Annotated in this window: 20 protein-coding genes; 12 read left to right on the forward strand and 8 right to left on the reverse strand. The window is 32.4% G+C overall.

Annotated features, from left to right (window positions below; genetic code table 11):
- The 5 genes from EYD46_RS09185 to EYD46_RS09205 form a co-directional block, all read left to right on the forward strand.
- Positions 1–2388: HYR domain-containing protein (locus EYD46_RS09185; protein ID WP_130936796.1), on the forward strand; the 2388-nt coding region annotated here is incomplete at its 5' end.
- A gap of 10 nt (positions 2389–2398) precedes the next feature.
- Positions 2399–3319 carry a PorP/SprF family type IX secretion system membrane protein gene (locus tag EYD46_RS09190; RefSeq protein WP_130936797.1) on the forward strand — a complete coding sequence of 307 codons (921 nt, stop codon included), beginning with the start codon at positions 2399–2401 and terminating at the stop codon, positions 3317–3319.
- Positions 3320–3337: 18 nt separating this feature from the next.
- Complete coding sequence (locus EYD46_RS09195; RefSeq protein WP_229731343.1) at positions 3338–5260, forward strand: OmpA family protein; 1923 nt, start codon at positions 3338–3340, stop codon at positions 5258–5260.
- A gap of 65 nt (positions 5261–5325) precedes the next feature.
- Complete coding sequence (locus tag EYD46_RS09200; protein WP_229731344.1) at positions 5326–7266, forward strand: OmpA family protein; 1941 nt, start codon at positions 5326–5328, stop codon at positions 7264–7266.
- A 50-nt stretch (positions 7267–7316) separates the two neighbouring features.
- Complete coding sequence (locus EYD46_RS09205) at positions 7317–7814, forward strand: DUF5063 domain-containing protein (protein ID WP_130936798.1); 498 nt, start codon at positions 7317–7319, stop codon at positions 7812–7814.
- 193 nt (positions 7815–8007) lie between these two features.
- Here EYD46_RS09205 and EYD46_RS09210 read toward each other — a convergent pair whose 3' ends face one another.
- A complete protein-coding gene (locus tag EYD46_RS09210; RefSeq protein ID WP_130936799.1) occupies positions 8008–8502 on the reverse strand; it encodes a CAP domain-containing protein in 495 nt (164 codons plus the stop codon).
- Between the two features lie 166 nt (positions 8503–8668).
- On the reverse strand, positions 8669–9316 hold the full coding sequence (pdxH, locus tag EYD46_RS09215; RefSeq protein ID WP_130936800.1) for a pyridoxamine 5'-phosphate oxidase: 648 nt from the start codon (positions 9314–9316) through the stop codon (positions 8669–8671).
- A gap of 108 nt (positions 9317–9424) precedes the next feature.
- Between pdxH and EYD46_RS09220 the strand changes: the two genes are divergently transcribed.
- The gene (locus tag EYD46_RS09220; RefSeq protein WP_130936801.1) at positions 9425–9838 is read left to right on the forward strand and encodes a hypothetical protein; all 414 of its coding nucleotides are present in this window, start codon (positions 9425–9427) and stop codon (positions 9836–9838) included.
- Here the strand turns inward: EYD46_RS09220 and EYD46_RS09225 are convergent.
- Genes EYD46_RS09225 through pyrR form a run of 4 tightly spaced genes read right to left on the reverse strand, consistent with a single transcriptional unit; the run spans position 9831 to position 12558 of the window.
- Positions 9831–10739 carry a ribonuclease Z gene (locus tag EYD46_RS09225; protein ID WP_130936802.1) on the reverse strand — a complete coding sequence of 303 codons (909 nt, stop codon included), beginning with the start codon at positions 10737–10739 and terminating at the stop codon, positions 9831–9833. The genes EYD46_RS09220 and EYD46_RS09225 overlap by 8 nt on opposite strands.
- A 6-nt stretch (positions 10740–10745) precedes the next feature.
- A complete protein-coding gene (locus EYD46_RS09230) occupies positions 10746–11078 on the reverse strand; it encodes a ribonuclease Z (RefSeq protein ID WP_130936803.1) in 333 nt (110 codons plus the stop codon).
- A 3-nt stretch (positions 11079–11081) separates the two neighbouring features.
- Positions 11082–12011 carry an aspartate carbamoyltransferase catalytic subunit gene (locus EYD46_RS09235; protein ID WP_130936804.1) on the reverse strand — a complete coding sequence of 310 codons (930 nt, stop codon included), beginning with the start codon at positions 12009–12011 and terminating at the stop codon, positions 11082–11084.
- A 7-nt stretch (positions 12012–12018) separates the two neighbouring features.
- Complete coding sequence (gene pyrR / locus EYD46_RS09240) at positions 12019–12558, reverse strand: bifunctional pyr operon transcriptional regulator/uracil phosphoribosyltransferase PyrR (RefSeq protein ID WP_130936805.1); 540 nt, start codon at positions 12556–12558, stop codon at positions 12019–12021.
- Between the two features lie 149 nt (positions 12559–12707).
- Between pyrR and EYD46_RS09245 the strand changes: the two genes are divergently transcribed.
- Genes EYD46_RS09245 through EYD46_RS09260 form a run of 4 tightly spaced genes read left to right on the forward strand, consistent with a single transcriptional unit; the run spans position 12708 to position 16805 of the window.
- Positions 12708–13259: an NUDIX hydrolase gene (locus EYD46_RS09245; protein ID WP_130936806.1), complete on the forward strand. Its 552-nt coding sequence runs from the start codon at positions 12708–12710 to the stop codon at positions 13257–13259.
- 57 nt (positions 13260–13316) lie between these two features.
- On the forward strand, positions 13317–13802 hold the full coding sequence (locus EYD46_RS09250) for an acetyl-CoA carboxylase biotin carboxyl carrier protein subunit (protein WP_130936807.1): 486 nt from the start codon (positions 13317–13319) through the stop codon (positions 13800–13802).
- A 2-nt stretch (positions 13803–13804) separates the two neighbouring features.
- Entirely contained in the window at positions 13805–15247 is a 1443-nt protein-coding gene (gene accC, locus EYD46_RS09255) for an acetyl-CoA carboxylase biotin carboxylase subunit (RefSeq protein ID WP_130936808.1), read from the forward strand.
- Between the two features lie 7 nt (positions 15248–15254).
- Complete coding sequence (locus EYD46_RS09260) at positions 15255–16805, forward strand: acyl-CoA carboxylase subunit beta (protein WP_130936809.1); 1551 nt, start codon at positions 15255–15257, stop codon at positions 16803–16805.
- A 320-nt stretch (positions 16806–17125) separates the two neighbouring features.
- Here EYD46_RS09260 and EYD46_RS09265 read toward each other — a convergent pair whose 3' ends face one another.
- Entirely contained in the window at positions 17126–18730 is a 1605-nt protein-coding gene (locus tag EYD46_RS09265) for a tetratricopeptide repeat protein (RefSeq protein WP_130936810.1), read from the reverse strand.
- Between the two features lie 232 nt (positions 18731–18962).
- Between EYD46_RS09265 and EYD46_RS09270 the strand changes: the two genes are divergently transcribed.
- On the forward strand, positions 18963–20159 hold the full coding sequence (locus tag EYD46_RS09270; RefSeq protein WP_130936811.1) for a multidrug effflux MFS transporter: 1197 nt from the start codon (positions 18963–18965) through the stop codon (positions 20157–20159).
- 13 nt (positions 20160–20172) lie between these two features.
- On the opposite strand, the gene EYD46_RS09275 is transcribed toward EYD46_RS09270, so the two are convergent.
- Positions 20173–20691, reverse strand: a complete 519-nt coding sequence (locus tag EYD46_RS09275; protein ID WP_130936812.1) for a DinB family protein — start codon at positions 20689–20691, stop codon at positions 20173–20175.
- 121 nt (positions 20692–20812) lie between these two features.
- Here EYD46_RS09275 and EYD46_RS09280 point away from each other — a divergent pair, with 121 nt between their 5' ends.
- On the forward strand, positions 20813–21427 hold the full coding sequence (locus tag EYD46_RS09280) for a fumarylacetoacetate hydrolase family protein (protein WP_130936813.1): 615 nt from the start codon (positions 20813–20815) through the stop codon (positions 21425–21427).
- The last annotated feature ends 3 nt before the right edge of the window (positions 21428–21430 follow it).

Raw genomic sequence — 21430 nt, forward strand, 5'->3', positions numbered from 1 at the left:
AATACGTTTGAAGTTACTGATGCAGCAGGTAATACGGCTACTTGTAGCTTTGATGTAACGGTAACTGATAATGAAGACCCAACCATTAACTGTCCTGCGCCTATTAACGTAAATGTTGATGCAAATGAGTGTGGAACCATTGTAACATATACTACTCCAGTAGGAATTGATAACACTACAAGTGCTGTTACTACCCAAATTGCTGGATTACCTTCTGGTTCTTTATTCCCAATTGGTACTACAACTAATACGTTTGAAGTTACTGATGCTTCTGGTAATACTACTACTTGTAGCTTTGATGTAACGGTAACTGATAATGAAGACCCAACCATTACATGTCCTGCTAATGTAACAGCTAATACTTCTGATGATACAACTGGTAACTGTACCACTACTGTTTCACTAGGTACACCTACTACTGCAGATAATTGTTCTGTAGCTTCTGTTGTCGCTCAAGTAAATGGTGCAGATATCGACCCTGCCTCTTTTGAATTTCCGTTAGGAGATACATCTGTTACTTGGATTGTGACTGATGATAGTGGTAATACTGCTAATTGTACACAAACCGTTACCGTTATTGATGACGAAGACCCAACCATTACATGTCCAGAAGACATTACTGTTAATGCAGATCCTGGTTTATGTTCTGCTTCAAACGTAGACTTAGGAACTCCCCTAACTGATGATAATTGTGGTGTAGCAACTGTATTGAATAATACTCTAGAACCATTTGCTTTAGGTCAAACGACAGTAATATGGACTGTTACAGATGATTCAGGAAACACAGCTACTTGTGAGCAAATTGTTACTGTTGTAGATGGAGAATTACCTGAGATAATTTGTCCTCCTGCAATTACTATAAATGTTGACCCTGGGACTTGTGAAGCCACAAATGTAGACTTAGGTAATATGGATGTGCAAGACTGTACTGATGTTATCATTACCAATAATGCTCCTTCTACCTTCCCATTAGGAAACACCATTGTAACATGGACGGTTACAGATTTAGCAGGAAATTCAGATACATGCGAGCAAACTGTAACTGTTGAGGACAATGTTCCACCAACTTTTGTAGAAGCGCTTCCAACAAATATAACTGTAGAGTGTGATAATGTACCAACTGAAGAAACACTAACGGCTACTGACAATTGTAGTGATGCTATTGTTACTTTTGATGAAGTTAGAATAGATGGTTCTTGCACTTCTAATTATATATTAGAACGTACATGGACTGCTACTGACGAAGCAGGTTTAACGACTGTACATACGCAAACCATTACGGTTGAAGATACTACACCTCCTTCTTTTGTTGACAGATTACCAGAAGATATTACAGTGGAGTGTGATGCCATTCCTGCAGCAGAAGATATTTCTGCTACAGACAACTGTAGCTCAGCAACCGTTACAACAGATGACGTAATTATTGAAGGGTCATGTGTTGGAACATATACAATTGAACGAATATATACCGCGACAGATGAATGTAGTCTATCCGTTTCTTATACTCAAACCATAAATGTAGAAGATACAACAGCACCTGCTCCAGTAACAACTATTGAAGAAAATATAACTGTAAGTTGTACAGATATCCCTGAAGTTCCAGAAATTCAATTTGAAGATAATTGTTCCACAGATATTGTAGAAGTGTTTAATGAAGTAAATGGATTTGATGATACAGTATTTGAAGACTATCAAATAGTAAGAACTTGGACAGTTAAAGATGCTTGTAATAATGAAGCAACATATACACAAACATTAAATGTATTATTAGATGAAATTATTACAGAAATTAATGGTCCTGATAGATGTTTCGACGATGGTACTGTTGACTTAAATGAGTTCTTAACTTCCGAAAACAAAGAAGGCACATGGGAATTGGTTGAAGGTAACACGCAAGCAGAGTTAAATGGCAATATATTTGATCCAACAACTCTAGAACCATCCTTAGACTTTTTACCTAATAATGGAGATGCCATTACCTACGTCTTCAGATATACAGGATTAGATGCTGGCTGCATCAATATCACAGAAGTAACCATGGCAATAAATCCTGATTGTGTAGTACTACCATGTGGAGATACAGATGTTGTAATTTCCAAAGCACTTACACCTAATGGAGATGGTTTTAACGATAGTTTTGATATTATGGGAATTGAACTATGTGGATTTACCGCTAATGTTAAAATATTCAACCGTTGGGGAGCACTAATTTATGAATCTAGTAATTACACCTTGGGAGAAGCTCAAGGTTCATGGCAAGGAAGTGCTCATAAATCTTCTGTAGGATCTGCAGGTAAAGTACCTAACGGAACATACTATTACATTATTAACTTAGAAAATAGTGGATTACCACCTTACACTGGCCCTATCTACATCGGAACCAAATAAAACGTAACCTATGAAACCTATTAAACATTACATAATTGCTTTTGCGTTATTTAGTTGTACTGTTGGAGTTGCGCAGCAATTGCCTCAATTTACACAGTACATGTATAACACAATTTCTATAAACCCAGCTTATGCTGGTAGTAGAGAAGCTTTAAGCATTGTTGGATTACACAGAAGTCAATGGGTTGGTTTTGATGGTGGCCCTATTACGCAAACTCTTTCTATACATTCCCCTTTAAGAAACGATAGAATAGGTGTAGGATTATCTTTTATAGAAGATGACTTAGGTCCAGAAAACTTCACATATTTATATGGAGATTTTTCATATACACTTCCTGTAGGCACAACTGGTAAATTAGCTTTTGGAATTAAAGGCGGATTTACTAGTTACAGTTTAGATCCCGACTTTAGAAATTCACAAAGTTTTGATCCTTCCATTAGAGGTGTTCAAGACAGATGGACACCAAACATAGGTTTAGGTTTATTTTACCATACCAATAGATTCTACATTGGTGCTTCTGCTCCCAGAGTTTTGAATACTGATAGAAATACTGACGAAGGTTTTGAGGCTCTTGAAAGATTGAGTTATTATGCTATTGCTGGTGTCGTTCTTGACCTTAGCGAATCTATTAAATTTAAGCCTTCTACATTATTGAAAGCAACAAATGGTGCACCTTTATCATTTGATTTCACAGCTAACTTTTTATTCAATGAGAAGTTTTGGTTGGGTGCGTCATATAGACTTAATCAAGACACAGGAGCTTTTGGCGGTTTTGCAGATATTCAAGTATCAAGACAATTACGTGTAGGGTACTCTTATGAAAAACCTATTTCTGAAATTAGAAACTACACTAGCGGTACTCACGAAGTATTGTTGATATACGAATTTAAATTCTTAAGTTCTAAACTAAAATCTCCTAGATATTTCTAAAAACGGCAAGTATTCATTATGAAATTAAAAACTTACATATTAGTTTCTATAGCTTTATTAATGGTATCCGTAGCGTTTGCTCAACCAGGTAAACAGAAAAGAGCTGATACTCTATTTAATAAATTTTCTTTTGTTAAGGCTGCCGAAGTTTATAAAGATCTTATAAAAAACAACTATAATAAAGATTATGCAACAAGGCAACTTGCTGATTGTTATGCGTATTTAAGAAATCCATCTGCTGCAGCGAGATATTATAAACGTGTTGTAGAACAAGATAATGTACCCATTGAGTATTATTATAGCTATGCTCAGGCATTAAGAGGTATAAAAAAATATGAGGAATCAAGAGAATGGATGCAGCGTTTTAAAGATTCTGGTGGTGTTACAAATACTAATAGTTTTGAAAAAGACCAGATATTTATGGCACATGTATTTAGCTCAAAGAAACAGTACTTTTTAAAACGAACAAGAATTAATTCAAAATTCAGCGATTTTGGCGCTATAGAGCATGATGGAAAAGTTTATTTTGCTTCTTCAAGAGATGAAGGCGTCTCTGTAAAACGTCTTTATGGCTGGAATGAACAACCTTTTCTTGATGTTTATGTCACAGAAAAAGGAGGTAAACGCAGTGTAAACCATACTCACAAACTTAAAGGAGATGTTAATTCTATTTATCATGATGGTCCTGTAGTTATTACCAAAGATGGAAAGACAATGTATTTCTCTAGAAATGCTGCCAACAAATATGGTAAAGAAAATGATAAAAAGGGAGTTAGTACTATAAATATTTACAAAGCTACTCTTAAAGATAGCCTTTGGACTGATGTTGAAAAACTATCTATAAATAGTAATGAATATTCAACTCAACACCCTGCTTTAAATAAAGATAATACTCGCCTCTATTTTTCATCCGATATGCCAGGTGGTTATGGTGGTTCTGATATTTACTATGTAGATATTAACACAGACGACACCTTTGGAACTCCAATAAATGTTGGAGAAGTAGTAAATACAAAAGATGCTGAAGGAACGCCATTTATTAATAATGAAGGGATATTGTTCTTTTCATCTGATGGACATTTGGGCTTAGGCCTATTAGATGTTTTCGGCACTGTTACTGATGAAAATGATACGATTACTGATGTAGTGAATCTAGGAGTTCCTGTAAATTCTGAAAAGGATGATTTTGCCTTCACTATGAATCAAGACGGTTTAACAGGCTACTTTTCCTCTAACAGAAGAGGGGGGCGAGGAGATGATGATATTTATGAATATTACCGTAAACCTTTATTAAACGTTCAAGGTCAAGTAGTTGATGCTATTAATAGTAAACCTATTCCTAATTCGGAAATAAACTTATTTGATGCCGACGGCAATAAAATTGCATACATGGTTACAGATAAAGATGGCTACTATAATATCAATATAGATAGAAATAAAGACTATAAAATAGTAGCAAGTTTGGATAAATATATTGATGATTATAGAGAATTTACATCAAAAAATATATCTAGTATCGAATCTGTAATCGTAGCAAACTTAATTTTGAATCCTGTTCAAAATGTTGAAGTATTGGCAGACTTATCTTTAAATACAATTTACTTTGATTTTGATAAGCATAATATTCGTGAAGATGCTAAGAAAGAACTGGATAAAATAGTTAATTTAATGAACAACGATTATCCAGAAATGATTATCAGAATTGAATCACATACCGATTCCAGAGGTTCATTAACCTATAATGATAGGTTATCTATAGATCGGGCAAATGCAACCTACGACTATTTAATTTCAAATGGTATAGATCCAAATCGTATTACAGAACATAAAGGTTATGGAGAGAGACGACTTACTAATGGTTGTGAGGATGGTGCAAAGTGTGAAGATAAACAACATCAACTTAACCGTAGGACACAATTTATAGTTGTTCAGATGGAATAGAAATAACAAGCTAATTACTTGTACAATTATTATAAAACTATTGTTTTAATAAAAAACAAGACCCCATGAAACCAAAAAGCTACTTATTAATCTTTGCTTCATGCATACTTTCGTTAAGTATTTATGCCCAACAAGGTTTACAAAAAAGAGCAGATAGTCTTTTCAATAAATTTGCTTTTGTAGATGCAGCAAACACCTACAAAAAATTAGTAGAAAAGAATTATAATGCTGCCTATGCCACTAGACAATTAGGGGATTGTTACGCCTACATGCGTAATCCAGAAAAAGCATCTAAATACTATGAAAAAGCAGTTTCACAAGAAAACGTTCCTATTGAATATTATTACAAGTATGCTCAAGCATTAAGAGGTATAAAAGACTATAAAACATCAAGAATTTGGTTGAAAAAATTTGAAGAAGTTGGAGGCGTAATTGATAAAAATAAAATTACTAAAGACCCCGACTTTATAACCGCAGTATTTAATGCTAAACATCAATATTCTTTAAAAGACACTAACTTTAATTCTGAATTAAGTGATTTTGGAGCATTTGAAAAGGATGGTCAAGTTTATTTCACATCTTCAGCTGATAAAGGTGTATCTACAAAGCATTTGTATGCTTGGAATGAACAGCCTTTTTTAGACGTTTACGTTACAGAAAAAGATACTGACACCATTATTCATCATTTATCAAAACTAAAAGGAGATGTAAACTCTGTATATCACGACGGCCCTGTTGTTATCACAAAAGATGGGAAAACCATGTATTTTTCCAGAAACAATTTTAACGATAAAAAACTGGGAAAAGACAAGTATGGTATAAGTAACCTTAAAACATATAAAGCATCACTTGTAGGTGGAGAATGGACTAATATTAAAGAATTACCATTTAATAGTGATGATTATTCCGTTGGTCACCCAAGTCTTAATAATGATGAAACTAAATTATACTTTGCTTCAGACATGCCAGGTGGTTTAGGAGGTTCTGATATTTACTATGTAGATATAGAAAAGAATGGTAACTATGGAAAACCTCAAAATGCAGGAGATATCATCAATACCAAAAGAAATGAATTATTCCCTTTTATAAACACTGAAAATATTCTCTTCTTTTCATCTGATGGGCATTTCGGATTAGGCCTACTGGATATATTCGCAACAGTTTACGATGAAAACGGTACGCTTTCTGATGTTGTAAATCTTGGAGTTCCAGTAAATTCAAACAAAGATGATTTTTCATTTTTTATGAATGATGATGGAATTACTGGATACATTGCTTCAAATAGAGATGGCGGAAAAGGAGATGATGATATTTACGCATATAATCGAATTCCTCGCCTAAAAATTGAAGGTACAGTTATAGATTCTGTTGGGAACACTCCTGTCCAAAATGCTATTGTAACACTATTAGATAGTGATGGAAACAAAATAGCTTTTGTTGAAACAGATGAAAATGGAGAATACCAAATAAACATAGATAGAGATACTGATTATGTTGTTACAGCAAATAAACAAGGGTATCCAGAATACACTACTTCTGTTACAACTAAAGGTTTAGATAATACTATAAAATCTATTACAGTAGATTTCGAGATAAGCCCAATACAGGAAGCTGTTGAAGAAGATATAGAACCCGAGGTAATAATAGATGATCTTGGTCCTATATACTTTAATTTTGATAGTGCTAAAATAAGATCTGATGATTCCAACGAGTTAGCCAGAATTGTAGACCTTATGGTAAACAAATATCCAGAAATGACTATTAAAATAGAATCCCATACAGATTCTAGAGGTCCAGCTTCATATAATGATATTTTGTCAACTAGGAGAGCAAATGCCACGTATAGTTATTTAATATCTAAAGGTGTTGATGCATCAAGAATAATAGAATATAAAGGCTATGGCGAACGAAACCTAACTAATGATTGTGATGGTACTAAACATTGTACCGAAGATCAGCACAAGCTTAACAGACGTACTAATTTTATAGTTGTAAAAGTGAAATAATTCCAAAGCTTAGTTTAATAATAATTAAAAACCATCAAGAGTTACTTTTGATGGTTTTTTATATTTACGCTATCACAACATCTTACAATTTGAAAAATTTAAAAAATAGTATTGACGAGTTAGTTGAGTTTGGAAGCAAACCAATATTGAATTTTAATGAAAATGAATCTAAAATACTAGTACTATTAACTGAGTTGTATTGTTTATACTTAAAAATGGATTATCAAGAACTTGATAGTGAGACTTGTGATAATACTCCTGAGTTTAGATATGAAGATGTTAGAAAATTTGTAGCAATTAATTTCCCAAACTATGGTTGGTATCATTCTTTATCAAATTCCCATAAATGTAAGGAAGATGAGGAGTTAGCTATTGGAGATAAAATCGATGATTTGACGGATATCGTTAAAGATATGATGGACATAAAATGGGCGATGGAAAATGAGAGTTTCCAAAACGGGTTATGGTTATTTAAATTTTTAATGCAATACCATTGCGAACAGCATTTAGTGGATTTTCTAAAATATGCAAAAGACCTTAAATCATGAAATAAACTGCTTAATATAATATAAAGCTTAAACCCTTTCATTTCTGAAAGGGTTTATTCCTAAAGCTAAATTTAATAACGACTAAGTTATCATTAATAACCTTGCTTATGACCAATTCAAATTAAACATCAAATCTAATTTTGCTATTAATCAGTATTTAAACAGGTTATATCTTTATTGTATGCAAATACAATTATTTTTTTATAAAAATGTTGGTAAAATACCATCTACCATTAATATCTTTCTCTGCTGATACACCAAAATTAGTAAAATCTCCTTCTATATTTTTTTTATGAGCATCACTTCTCATCCATGCATTTACTACAGACTCTGCTGATGAATATCCATACGCTACATTTTCTGATACATTTTTGGCTCCTGCATTACTCTTTAAATAATTACTTCTTGTAAAAAAATTAGCATGAGATACTGTTTGCGTATCCACCATATAATCTGTGTGGGTAAAAGCTGTAGACTTAATAATTTTCATACTCTGTAAAGGTTTTAGGCCTTCAGATAATCTATGATTATTAATTATTTCTAAAATTTCTATTTCAATAGTCTTATCACTTGGAATAGCTTCGTTAACGATTAATGCATCTGCTTTATCATCCAAAGATTCAGGAGAGCAGGAAAACAAACTCAAGGCTATAGCTGTCGCTAGGGACAATTTGGTTAGCAACTTCATGGTTAAGTAAATTTAGATTTGGGATTATAAATCTACTTTCTAAACCATGGGATGAGCGTTAATGAAATGTTAAATTCGATTAAAAACATGTATTTCATCGAATTAAAATGTTTTTAGTCGATGAAATACATTTTAAAGTAAGTAAAAGTGTATTTCGTAGTATTTTTTAAGGAGATAATCGATTAATTCTCCAAGTAAAATCGCTTTGAAGACGATATCTTATCCTATCATGAAGTCTATTGGGTCTTCCTTGCCAAAACTCTAGCTCTACAGGTTTTACAATATAACCTCCCCAATGCGATGGCCTTGCTACTTCCTTTCCTTCGTATTGAGTTTCTATGGCTTTTAGTTGCTTCTCTAAAAATGCTCTATCTGGCACTTCTTTACTTTGATTAGATGCTAAAGCACCTAATTGACTTCCTTTGGGTCTGGATTCAAAATAGCCATCGCTCAAATTAGGAGCAATTTTTTCAGTCTTTCCCTTAATAATTACTTGACGTTCTGCGCTATGCCAAAAAAAAGACAAGCACACATTTGGATTTTTACTTATAGCCTTTCCTTTTTCACTATTATAATTAGTATAGAATATAAATCCTTCGTGAGTAAACTTTTTTAGTAGCACTACTCTATTCTTAGGGAACCCATCTAGTCCAATAGTAGAAATAGTCATAGCATTATTCTCTTGTTCAGGGAAATGCTTATCTACCTCGTAAAACCACTTTTGAAATAACTCTAAAGGATTTTCTGGAACATCAACCAATAAGAGTTCTCCCTTCTCGTAAGATTTTCTATAATTACTTAAATCATTTTCCATATTACGAAATTAATGAAAAATTAATCCTTCATATATAAGAAAATTAAGATAAACTTCTTAACTTGGGGTATCTCTCAAAATTTTTAATTTAAATTCATTATCAACCCAATGGAATTCGAAAAGTCTCCCTATTTTGAGATCTATAAGCCATATAAATTAAAACTCGTCTTTGGCAATTATTATTTCTGCAAAAATCTAGTTATTGGAGAATTATTTGAAGGAACTCATTTTAACTGGAGTATGGCAAAAATCTTAATATCAGAAATCCATAACCATTATGGCAAAAAAGCTAAAGTTTGCTATATCGCAAACAGAATAAATGCCTATTCTATTGATCCTCAAAACTGGTTAAGAATTGAAAAAGAATCTGATATTTTGATTGCTAGTGCTATAGTAGTTTATAATAAAGCATCATATATCAATGCTTCTTTAGAAAAACATTTTACTCAAAAGAGTATTAAACGGTGTCTTTCACTAGACGAAGCATTAGATTGGGTTACAAACTTGAAAGAGTTTAACTAAAATGAAAATGCTTCCCATCCTCAGCTAGCTTCACATTTGTAAATACAGTTTTAGCTTCAGTTTTAAACATTTCTAAATCTGGGTAACGGGACGAATAATGACCTAGAATAAGCGTACCTGCATTTGCCTGTTTTGCTATGCTAGCAGCCTCCTTGGCAGTTGAGTGTTTAGTTTTAGGAGCAAGGTGTGCATGGGCCTCTAAGAAAGTAGACTCATGGTATAAGACATCAACATTTTTTATAATAGGCACTATAGCCTCCCTATAAATAGTATCGCTACAAAAGGCATAGCTTTTTGCTTTTTTAGGTGCAAAAGTTACAGCTTCGTTTTTAATTAAAACACCATCTTCATTAGTAACATCAAAACCTTGTTTTAGCTTTCGAAAATAAGCCGTATTTATATTTGCTTCTTGTACTGCATCAATGTTTATCCTCCTATCTCCCTTCTTTTCTTTAAACAAGTAACCGTTTGTATAAATACGGTGTTCAAGAGGAATAGTATAAACTTCTACTTTATCATCTTCAAAAATTAATTGTGACTCTGTAGAAGACAATTCATGAAAACACAACTTATAATTCGTCCAAGAGTCTGCTAACTTCATTTGTAATGTAATCACTTCCTTAATGCCTTTTGGCCCATAGATATGTAAATCTGCTTCTCGTGTTAACAGCCGAAATGTAGATACCAAACCTGCTAAACCATAAAAATGATCTCCATGCAAATGAGAAATAAAAATATGCTTAATGCGATTAAATTTAACCTTATGCTTACGTAACTGAACCTGTGTACCTTCTCCACAATCAATTAAAAACATATGGTTACATATTTCTAGAATTTGAGCAGTAGTATTTCCTAAAGTTCTTGGTGTTGCACTGTAGCAGCCTAAAATGGTTAATCTCATAATTTATTAAAGGCCTAAGTCACGTTCCATTTCTTCCATCTCAATAATATCAAAAGCTTCCTGTTGTGTTGGTACTACAATAAGTTCCTCTGGAATTTTATCTAAATCAATTTTATCAGAAACGATGACAAATGAATGCTTTTTACCTCTATGGATATTTGAAATTTGAAGAAACTCTGTAATATCAGCTATATTAATTTTTTCTAAAGAAGTAAGCACAGTAATTATATTACCGTTTTTAAATTTAGGATATAAAGCCTCGAGCTTTTTAACCAACTCAACAACTGTAACCTTTTCTTGAGTTATAATGGTTATATTACCTCTTTTATCAATAATCATGGTTTACTGTTTTATTTTTGAAGCTAATAAATAAATCACAGCCATCCTAACTGCAACTCCATTTTGCACCTGATCTAGTATAATGGCTTGTTTAGAATCTGCCACATCGCTAGTAATTTCTACTCCACGATTTATCGGACCTGGATGCATTATAGTAATTTCTTTATTTAAATTATCCAGTAACTCTTTATTAACACCATATTGCTGGGTATATTCTCTAGTTGATGGAAAATAACTTATATCCATACGCTCGTTTTGTACACGAAGCATATTTGCTACATCACACCAATTAAGCGCTTTTATCAGATTTGTTTCAACTTTTACCCCCAATTTATCAATATACTTTGGAATTAAAGTTTTAGGTCCGCAAACCATTACTTCTGCGCCTTGTAGTTGTAATGCAAAAATATTAGAAAGCGCCACTCTACTATGCAATATATCTCCAACTATAACCACTTTCTTTCCTTTAACTTTACCTAATTTTTCACGAATAGAATAAGAATCTAATAAAGCTTGTGTCGGGTGTTCATGCGCGCCATCTCCAGCATTAATAATGCTGGCATTAACATGCTTTGATAAAAATACGCCTGCACCAGGATTAGGGTGTCTCATCACTACCATATCAACTTTCATAGATAAGATATTATTCACTGTATCTATTAAAGTTTCTCCTTTTTTTACTGAAGACTGACTTGATGAAAAATTTATCACATCAGCAGATAATCGCTTTTCTGCAAGTTCAAAAGAAAGTTTAGTTCTTGTAGAGTTTTCAAAAAATAAATTAGCTATAGTAATATCTCTTAAGGAAGGTACTTTTTTTATTGGTCTATTAATAACCTCTTTAAAGTGGTCTGCTGTTTCAAAAATAAGTTGAATATCTTCTTCATTAAGATATTTTATTCCCAGTAAGTGATTTACACTTAATTCGCTCATTTAATTTTTATTTATCAATTAAGTACACTGAGTCTTCTTTATCATGCTCTTCCCAGTTTACTTTTACTTTTTCACTATTTATAACATCTACTTGCCTACCTCGGTAATCAGGTTGAATTGGTAAGTGCCTGCTAAAGCGTCTATCTATCAATGTTAGTAATTCAATTTCATTTGGTCTACCAAAAGATTGTACTGCAGTTAAAGCTGCCCTAATACTTCTTCCCGTATACAATACATCGTCAATAAAAACGATGTTCTTATCTTCAACCAAAAAATCTATTTTTGTTTTATTAGCTTCAAGTGGTTTATCGCTTCTTCTAAAATCATCACGATAAAATGTAATATCTAAGTACCCTAACTTTATGTCCTTTACACTATAATCATCCTTAAGAATTTTTGCAATTCTATCAGCTAAATATATACCACGAGGCTGCAGTCCTATTAAAACTGTATTAGAGAAATCGTTGTGTTTTTCAATTAGTTGACAAGCCAATCGATGAAGAATGATGTTTACCTCTTTTGCGTTAAGTAAAACTTTCTGACTCATATACTACCCAAACGTGTTTGGAGTACAAAGGTAATGCAAAAATTTATAATGCCTAGAGTTTAACTTGTTTTATAAAAACCACATTATTGATTTAGTTTTTAAATGGTATTGCATTAATTTTGTATGGGTGCATAATAATTATGAATAGTATGGATGAATTTATTGATGTTGTAACTAAAGATGGGAAATTAACTGGAAGGCGTGAATTAAAATCTATTATTCATAAAGAAGGGCTATATCATCACACAGCTCATGTTTGGTTATATACTAAAGACAAAAAAATTCTTTTAGCACAGAGATCATCTAAAAAATCCATTTGTCCATTGCTTTGGGATGTTTCAGTGGCTGGGCATATTGATGCAGGAGAAACAGCGAAACAAGCAGCTATTAGGGAAACGCTAGAAGAAATTGGCTTAAAACTTATAGAAAACGACTTAAATTTAATTGGCATTTTTAAATGCTTTCAAAACTACGATAACGGCTTAATTGACAATGAGTTTCACAACACTTTTATTGGCGAATTAAAAGTACCTTTACCTGAATTAACACCTCAAGAAGACGAAGTTGAAGCACTTAAACTAGTATCATTTAAAGAATTTGAATACTTTTTAGAACATATTGGTAAAGACATGCATTTTGTAGCAATCAATAAAGCATATTATCAAGAAGTATATCAAAAAATAAGAATGCAAATCGTCTAATTTTCACTCTAGTTTAAAACATAAATCTTGCTTATATTTACAGAAAGCAAGATACTTATGAGTGAGAATTTAAAAGCTAAAGTCAATACTGATTTTGAATTTGACATTAATTTAGATGATGTTTCCAACCTAGATATTACTAAACTTTCTAACTCAAATTATCATCTACTTCACAACAACAAATCATTTCATTGTGATATTGTTGGTTCTGATTTTAGTGAAAAAACATATCAAGTTTCAGTAAATAATACATTATATAATGTAGAACTTTTTAATGATTTAGATACACTTATAAAGGAGATGGGGTTTTCTATTGAATCTAAAAAAACAATTTCTTCAATTACTGCACCAATGCCAGGTTTAATACTTGAAATAAATATTGAAGTTGGACAAGAAATAAAAGAAAACGACACATTACTTATACTTGAAGCTATGAAAATGGAAAACAGTATTACCTCACCAATTGACGGTATAATAAAAGCTATTCACTCAAAAAAAGGAGATGCTGTAGAAAAAGGTCAACTAATTATAGAATTTGAATAAATATGAAAAAAATTCTTGTTGCTAACAGAGGAGAAATAGCACTACGTGTGATGAAAACTGCAAAAAAAATGGGTATTAATACTGTTGCAGTGTTTTCAACAATAGATAGAAACGCTCCACATGTAAAATTTGCTGATGAAGCTGTTTGTATAGGAGAAGCACCTTCAAATAAATCTTATCTAAGAGGTAGTAAAATTATTGAAGTTGCTAAAAGCTTAAATGTTGATGGTATTCATCCTGGTTATGGTTTTTTAAGTGAAAATGCTGATTTTGCTGAATTATGTGAGAAGAATAATATCATTTTTATAGGACCTCGTTCTAAAGCCATCAAAATTATGGGGAGTAAGCTTGCCGCTAAGGAAGCTGTTAAGAAATATAGTATCCCAATGGTACCTGGAATTGATGAGGCTATTACAGATGTTGCAAAAGCCAAGGAAATTGCCAAACAAATAGGCTTTCCTATTTTGATAAAAGCTTCAGCAGGTGGCGGAGGAAAAGGGATGCGTATTGTTGAAAAAGAAAAAGATTTAGAATCTCAAATGAATCGTGCCATCAGTGAAGCCATTTCTGCTTTTGGAGATGGCTCAGTATTTATAGAGAAATATGTTAGTTCTCCTAGGCATATTGAAATTCAAGTGATGGCTGATAGCCATGGCAATATTCTCCATTTTTTTGAAAGAGAATGTAGTATCCAACGACGTCATCAAAAAGTAGTTGAGGAAGCACCATCATCTGTATTAACTCCTGATTTGCGTGAAAAAATGGGACAAGCAGCTGTAAGAGTCGCTAAATCTTGTGATTATCTTGGTGCAGGTACTGTTGAGTTTTTATTGGATGCAGATCATAATTTCTATTTTCTAGAAATGAATACAAGACTACAAGTTGAGCATCCTGTAACTGAAATTATTACAGGAGTAGACTTAGTAGAACTCCAAATTAAAGTCGCTAGAGGAGAAAAGCTTAACCTTAAACAAGAAGATTTAAAAATAGAGGGACACGCTCTAGAATTAAGAGTTTACGCCGAAGACCCTTTGAATGATTTTCTTCCAAGCATAGGTCATTTAGAGGTCTACAATCTCCCAGCTGGACAAGGTATTCGCGTAGATAATGGTTATGAAGCTGGCATGGATATACCAATTTATTATGATCCAATGCTATCCAAACTCATTACATATGGAGCTACTAGAGAAGAAGCCATTATGCTTATGGTTGAAGCTATTAATAATTATAAAATTAAAGGAGTAGAAACTACACTATCTTTCGGCAAATATGTTTGCGAACATGACGCTTTTACTTCAGGAAAGTTTGATACGCACTTTGTAAAAAACTATTATTCTCCTGATGTTTTGAAAACAATAACTGTGACTGAAGCCAAAATTGCTGCCTTTATTGCTGTAAAACAATATCTAGAAGATAAAAAAGTACTTCGTTTACCTACCAACTAAAACTCTTATGGATTCAAAACAAGATAAAATTGATAAACTCAATGAGCGTATTGCACTCTCAAAACTTGGAGGAGGGCAAAAACGTATTGATAAACAACATACTAACAAAAAGCTTACAGCCAGAGAACGTATTGATTATCTCTTAGATGAAAGTTCTTTTGAAGAGATTGGAGCATTAGTAACGCACAGATCTACTGATTTTGGGATGGAGGATCAAATAATTTATGGAGATGGTGTAGTTACTGGTTACGGTACTATAAATAGCAGACTTGTTTATGTTTATGCTCAAGATTTTACAGTTTTTGGCGGCTCATTATCCGAAACCCATGCTGAAAAGATTTGTAAGGTTATGGATATGGCTTTAAAGGTAGGTGCACCCATTATAGGACTGAATGACTCTGGAGGAGCCCGTATTCAAGAAGGTGTACGCTCTTTAGGTGGCTATGCTGATATATTTTACAGAAATGTACAAGCTTCGGGTGTAATTCCTCAAATTTCTGCTGTGATGGGACCTTGTGCAGGTGGAGCAGTATACTCACCCGCTATGACGGATTTTATTATTATGGTAGAACAAACAAGTTATATGTTTGTAACTGGACCAAACGTTGTAAAAACTGTTACTAATGAAGAAGTAACAAGTGAAGAGTTAGGTGGTGCCCAAACACATGCTACTAAATCTGGTGTAGCTCATAAGATATCTTCTAATGATGTGGAATGCTTAGAAGATATAAAAAGTATGCTTAGCTATCTACCACAAAACAACACACAAACTACAAAACAGGTTAACTACCCCTTGAAAGATGAGGTTAGAGATGTTTTATCAAACATTGTACCTAATAACCCAAACAAACCTTATGATATGCATGAGGTTATTACTGGTATTATTGATGAAGATTCTTTTTATGAAATTCATAAAGAATATGCTGAAAGTATTATAGTAGGTTTTGCAAGATTAGGAGGTCAAAGTATTGGTATAGTCGCAAACCAACCAATGGCTTTTGCTGGGGTTTTAGATGTTAATAGCTCAAAAAAGGCAGCACGTTTTGTACGTTTTTGCGACTGTTTTAACATTCCGCTACTTGTACTTGTTGACGTTCCAGGTTTCTTACCGGGAACAGATCAAGAATGGAACGGTATTATTGTGCATGGCGCTAAATTATTATACGCTTTGAGTGAAGCTACAGTACCAAGAGTTACAGTTATTACAAGAAAAGCCTATGGAGGCGCTTATGATGTAATGAACTCTAAACATATAGGTGCAGACTTTAATTTTGCATGGCCAGGAGCAGAAATTGCTGTTATGGGTGCAAAAGGCGCAAGTGAAATTATTTTTAAAAGAGAAATTTCTGCGGCTGAAAATCCAAAGGAAAAATTAGCTGAAAAAGAGGCAGAATATGCTACTAAATTTGCAAATCCTTATCGTGCTGCAAAACGTGGATTTATTGATGAAGTAATTCTTCCTAAGCATACCAGAAGAAAATTATTAAAAGCATTTGCTAGTTTAAAAAATAAACAAATAAATAGTCCCAAACGTAAGCACGGTAATATTCCACTTTAATTAATTATCATCACTAAACCATATAAACAGGAAAAGGAGTTTAAAAATAAACCCCTTTTCTAGCTGTAATCAATAAACTACTTTTTGAGCAGTTTAAGTAATTAATTAAACAATCTTACTTTTAATTAAAATGAATTAATAACCAACCCTTGCATATTAATTTCTATTTTAATTCTCCCTAATAGAAACTGTAAGATGCCTTTCCCAAATTAATTAACATTGATAATAGCATTTGCACAAATGTCTAAAAAAAGCAGAGGTAATCATTAATTTTTCACTACGCATTTAGTACGCAAAGTTATTTTTTGTGTGAAAAAAACCTAAACACTGTAGTTTCCCGTGTTTGTTTTTTCAGAAAATGTACTACACAAATATTCAATAAGCGTGAATTTTTCCCTATTAAATCCTATTTTCTTTACAATGCGATAGCGTCTACTTTCAACTGATCGAATTGAACTATTAAGAAACACAGAAATTTCCTTATTAGTGAACCCTACATAAACATAATAACAGATAATAATCTCTGTTTTATTTAATTCTGGATGTAGCTTTTTAACTTCACTAAAAAATTTACTATTCAAATCATTTACTAAATCAAAATGTCCTTCGCCCTTATCTATAATAGCAGACGAATTAACACGAATATCCGTATAAAGATTTTTTATTCTCGTTTTTTGATCCTCAAGTGAATTTTCCGTGGCTATATCCTTAATTTCATTTTTTAAATGCTTCAAATATTCTTCAAGTCCGTGCATTTTTAGAGCCAGCTGTTCATTGTTAGACCTTATGAAAGATAAATTATCAACTTCGTTTGAAACTTTGTGTAATTTTTTCTTTTGTTTTTTGTAAAACACAAAATATATCAGGCTTGAAAGTATTAAAACCATAAGCAATACAAGAACCAAAACCACATTACGTTTTCTTTTTGTACGCTCCGTATTCAACTCATCTTCTGATAATCTCATGGATCGGCTAATATCTGTTGTTGCGATCAATTGTGTTTGTAACATTTCGTCTTCATAATTTCTGAGTGAGTCTAAATAGACATCAGCCATATCATAGTCTTTAATAATCCTATGTAAATCGACACAAGTGTTATAGTATTTAATTACATAACTTTGGTCAAGATGAGCTAATTCTTTTCTAGCCTGTAACAAATAAAATTTACATGAATCCAATTGTTGTTCATCCAAAAAATAATCTGCCAAACTAGTATTTATGGTAGCTTCAAAGCTTTTGTAATTACTAGTTGGCGCGCTAGGTATTTCTGAAGTAGTTTTAAACTCCTTAAAATACTTTCGAGCTTTATCAATACTGTCAACTTCAATATAACCTAAAGACAATTGTGCAGTGGCGTCCATATATATATAAGCATCTTCTTCAAGTACCTGTTTATATTTATCTAAATTTGGCAGGATCATATTTGTCGCTTCTACAAATTGGCCATCTAAAAAAGCCATTTGTGCCTTTAGAAGCCCAACCTCGTATAGCCAAATAGTATTATCACAAGTCTCAAAACACGTTTTTGCCTTACCCAAATAACTTAAGGCCAAGCTATTATCTACAGAGGGATCATACAATTCTCTAAATAACTGTATATATGCGTAACCTGCATTAAAATAATCATTATCCTTTTCAGCATAACTTAGCGCTTTATTAAAACTTTGAATAGCCTTAATGCTGTTGTTGTCATAACCATGAATAAGCCCCTGAATTATATAATAGTCAGCAATATACCCATCAATATAATCTTCCAAGGGACGTGGTATTGAATCTAGAAAAACTTGAGCATTTTGCGAAATTTGCAAATTATCACCAGCTTCGAATATGTAATCTACATAGTGTGATCTCTCCTGGGCAATAGAAAGTTGAGAGATAAAAAGAAATAATAGATTAATTACTATTTTGTTATATACTTTATTCATAGATATATATTCATAAAACTATTAATTTATAATTTCACTACAAATTAATATAACTCAATCCTTATCTTTTTTTACTAAAAAATACTTAAATTATTTATACTTTATTTGAAAAATGACAAAATACCTACACATTACCCATTTAATTATGATACAAATTATATTAAAAACTTAGTTACAATCCATTTTATTATAAAATCATTAATAAAGGGGTTAAATATTATACTTTTGCAGGATGCAAAAAGAAAAAGAATTTAAGTTTGAATTTATAGCTCTAATGGCATCTCTAATGTCTATTGTAGCTTTATCAATAGATGCTTTGTTGCCAGCACTTCCTGAGATAGGCAATCATTTGGGTGTGATTGACTCCAATAATAACCAACTTCTCATCACAATGATTTTTTTAGGCATTGGTTTTGGGCAGCTCGTATTTGGTCCTTTATCTGATAGTTTTGGAAGAAAACCTGTTGTTTACACTGGTTTTACTTTATTTATTATTGCTAGTATCATTTGTGTTACTACAAAAAGCTTTGAAGTCATGGTAATTGGACGTGTACTACAAGGTATTGGTTTATCATCTCCAAGAAGTATTGCTTTATCTATGATTAGGGATTTATTTGATGGCGATTATATGGCTAAAGTTATGTCTATCATAGTTATGTTTTTTATTCTTGTACCAGTTGTAGCACCAACCTTAGGACAATGGTTAATCACAATTTTCAACTGGCAATCTGTGTTTTATTTCAATCTTATTTTTGGAATAGCTGTTATGTTTTGGTTTTGGCTACGCCAACCAGAAACTCTTCCCAAGGAAAAACGTATAAAATTTAGTCCGCTTCTTTTTATAAATGGTACGAAAGAATTTTTTAGATATAAGGATGCGGTAGCCTATACTTTTGTTTCTGGATTCATTACAGGATCCTTTTTGGTTTACCTTAGCACTTCGCAACAAATTTTCCAAGAACAATACGATTTAGCAGATCTTTTTCCTTATATTTTTGCAAGTTTAGCGATATCTGTAGGGCTAGCAACCTACCTAAACAGTAGATTAGTTGAAAAGTTTGGAATGTGGCGCATGGCTTATACTGCTGCAATTTCATATTCTATTATTTCCATTATATATGTAATACTCTTTAATTCGGGAAATAATCCAAGTATATTCGTAGTAATAAGCTTTTTTGCTTTACAGTTTTTTGCTGTAGGATTTCTTTTTGGAAATTTACGTGCTTTAGCAATGCAACCCTTAGGGCATATTGCTGGGATTGGAGCAGCAATTAATGGATTTTTAAGCACAGTTTTAGCAGTGCCAATTGCTAATTATATAGGTGGTTTTGTTTCTACTTCAGTATTACCCTTATTTATAGGTTTCTCAATATTTGGCCTTCTATCGGTAGGTGTTTTTATATTGATGAGAAAAAACAACTACTCTTAATTAGTAGTTTAGTTTATAAATAATGCTCTTTTATCACATCTATATGCCATAAGCAATGCCCTAGGTTAATAAAAGCAATAGCCCTAGCAGAGGCAGGAAAACCACTCGCTTCTCCAATAAATTTTAAATCGGATTCCTTTAAAGTTTTTAATAAAACAATAAAACTATCTCTTACAGAGATAAATTCTTCGAGTAATAAGGTTATAGATTTAGAATTAGAATTACAAGTTTTAATAAAATCATCTTGATCAAACCCTGCTAATGGGCTTGCATCTCTCCTTGCAATACGAAAACAACGATATATAAATACACGCTCAGTATCAATTAAGTGTTGCAATACTTCTTTAACTGTCCATTTACTTTCCGCATAAGCATAATTATGCTTTTCTTCAGGTATTGAAGTAAAAAAATTAACTACAGCTTTCTTTCCATCTAAAAACCCCTCAGATAACATTATATTATCTGACACCATATTTAAATACACTTCATAATACGAATTGTATTCTTCGGATGTGACGTCTCTTTTAATCATTTACTATTACTTTAATGCTAAAGTAATATAAATTTTTGCTAGCTTTAAAATTGCTCATTTTTAGTTTTAATCTTCCTTGATATTTTTATAATTTCACAGCAACTTTATAAAACAAATTAAAATGAAAGTCTTAGGTATTGGAAAGAATTATGTAAATGATGTAGCCGAAATAGCAGCATTAAAAAACGGGCAGCAACTTATTTTCCTCAAAGCTGACAGCACTATAGTTACAGGTAGTAGTGATGTATCATACCCAGATATTACCAATGAACTTGTTTATGAAGTTGAACTTGTTGCTAAGATAGGAACTACAGGTAAAAATATTGCTGAAGCAGATGTCGCCTACCATATTAGTGGAATAGCAGTTGGAATAGATTATACCGCAACCGATATTCTCAAAGCCAACCGCGAATTAAAATGGCCTTGGGCTTTAGCAAAAGGGTTTGATGGTGCCTCACCTATTTCAAAATTTAAATCGATTTCTGATTTTCCTGATCTTAACAACATCAATTTCGACCTTAAAATTAATGGCGAACAAAAGCAATCAGGCAACACATCTAAGATGATTTATAATTTTGCAGAAATCATTTCTTATGTCTCAAAATTTATGACCTTAAATCCTGGAGATTTATTTTTCACAGGAACACCAGCATCTGGTACAGGACTCATTTACAAAGGCGACCACCTCCAAGCGTCTATTGAGGGCGAATTACTTTTAGATTTTAAGATGATATAAAAT

This window comes from Hyunsoonleella pacifica (assembly GCF_004310335.1).
GTDB lineage: Bacteria > Bacteroidota > Bacteroidia > Flavobacteriales > Flavobacteriaceae > Jejuia > Jejuia pacifica.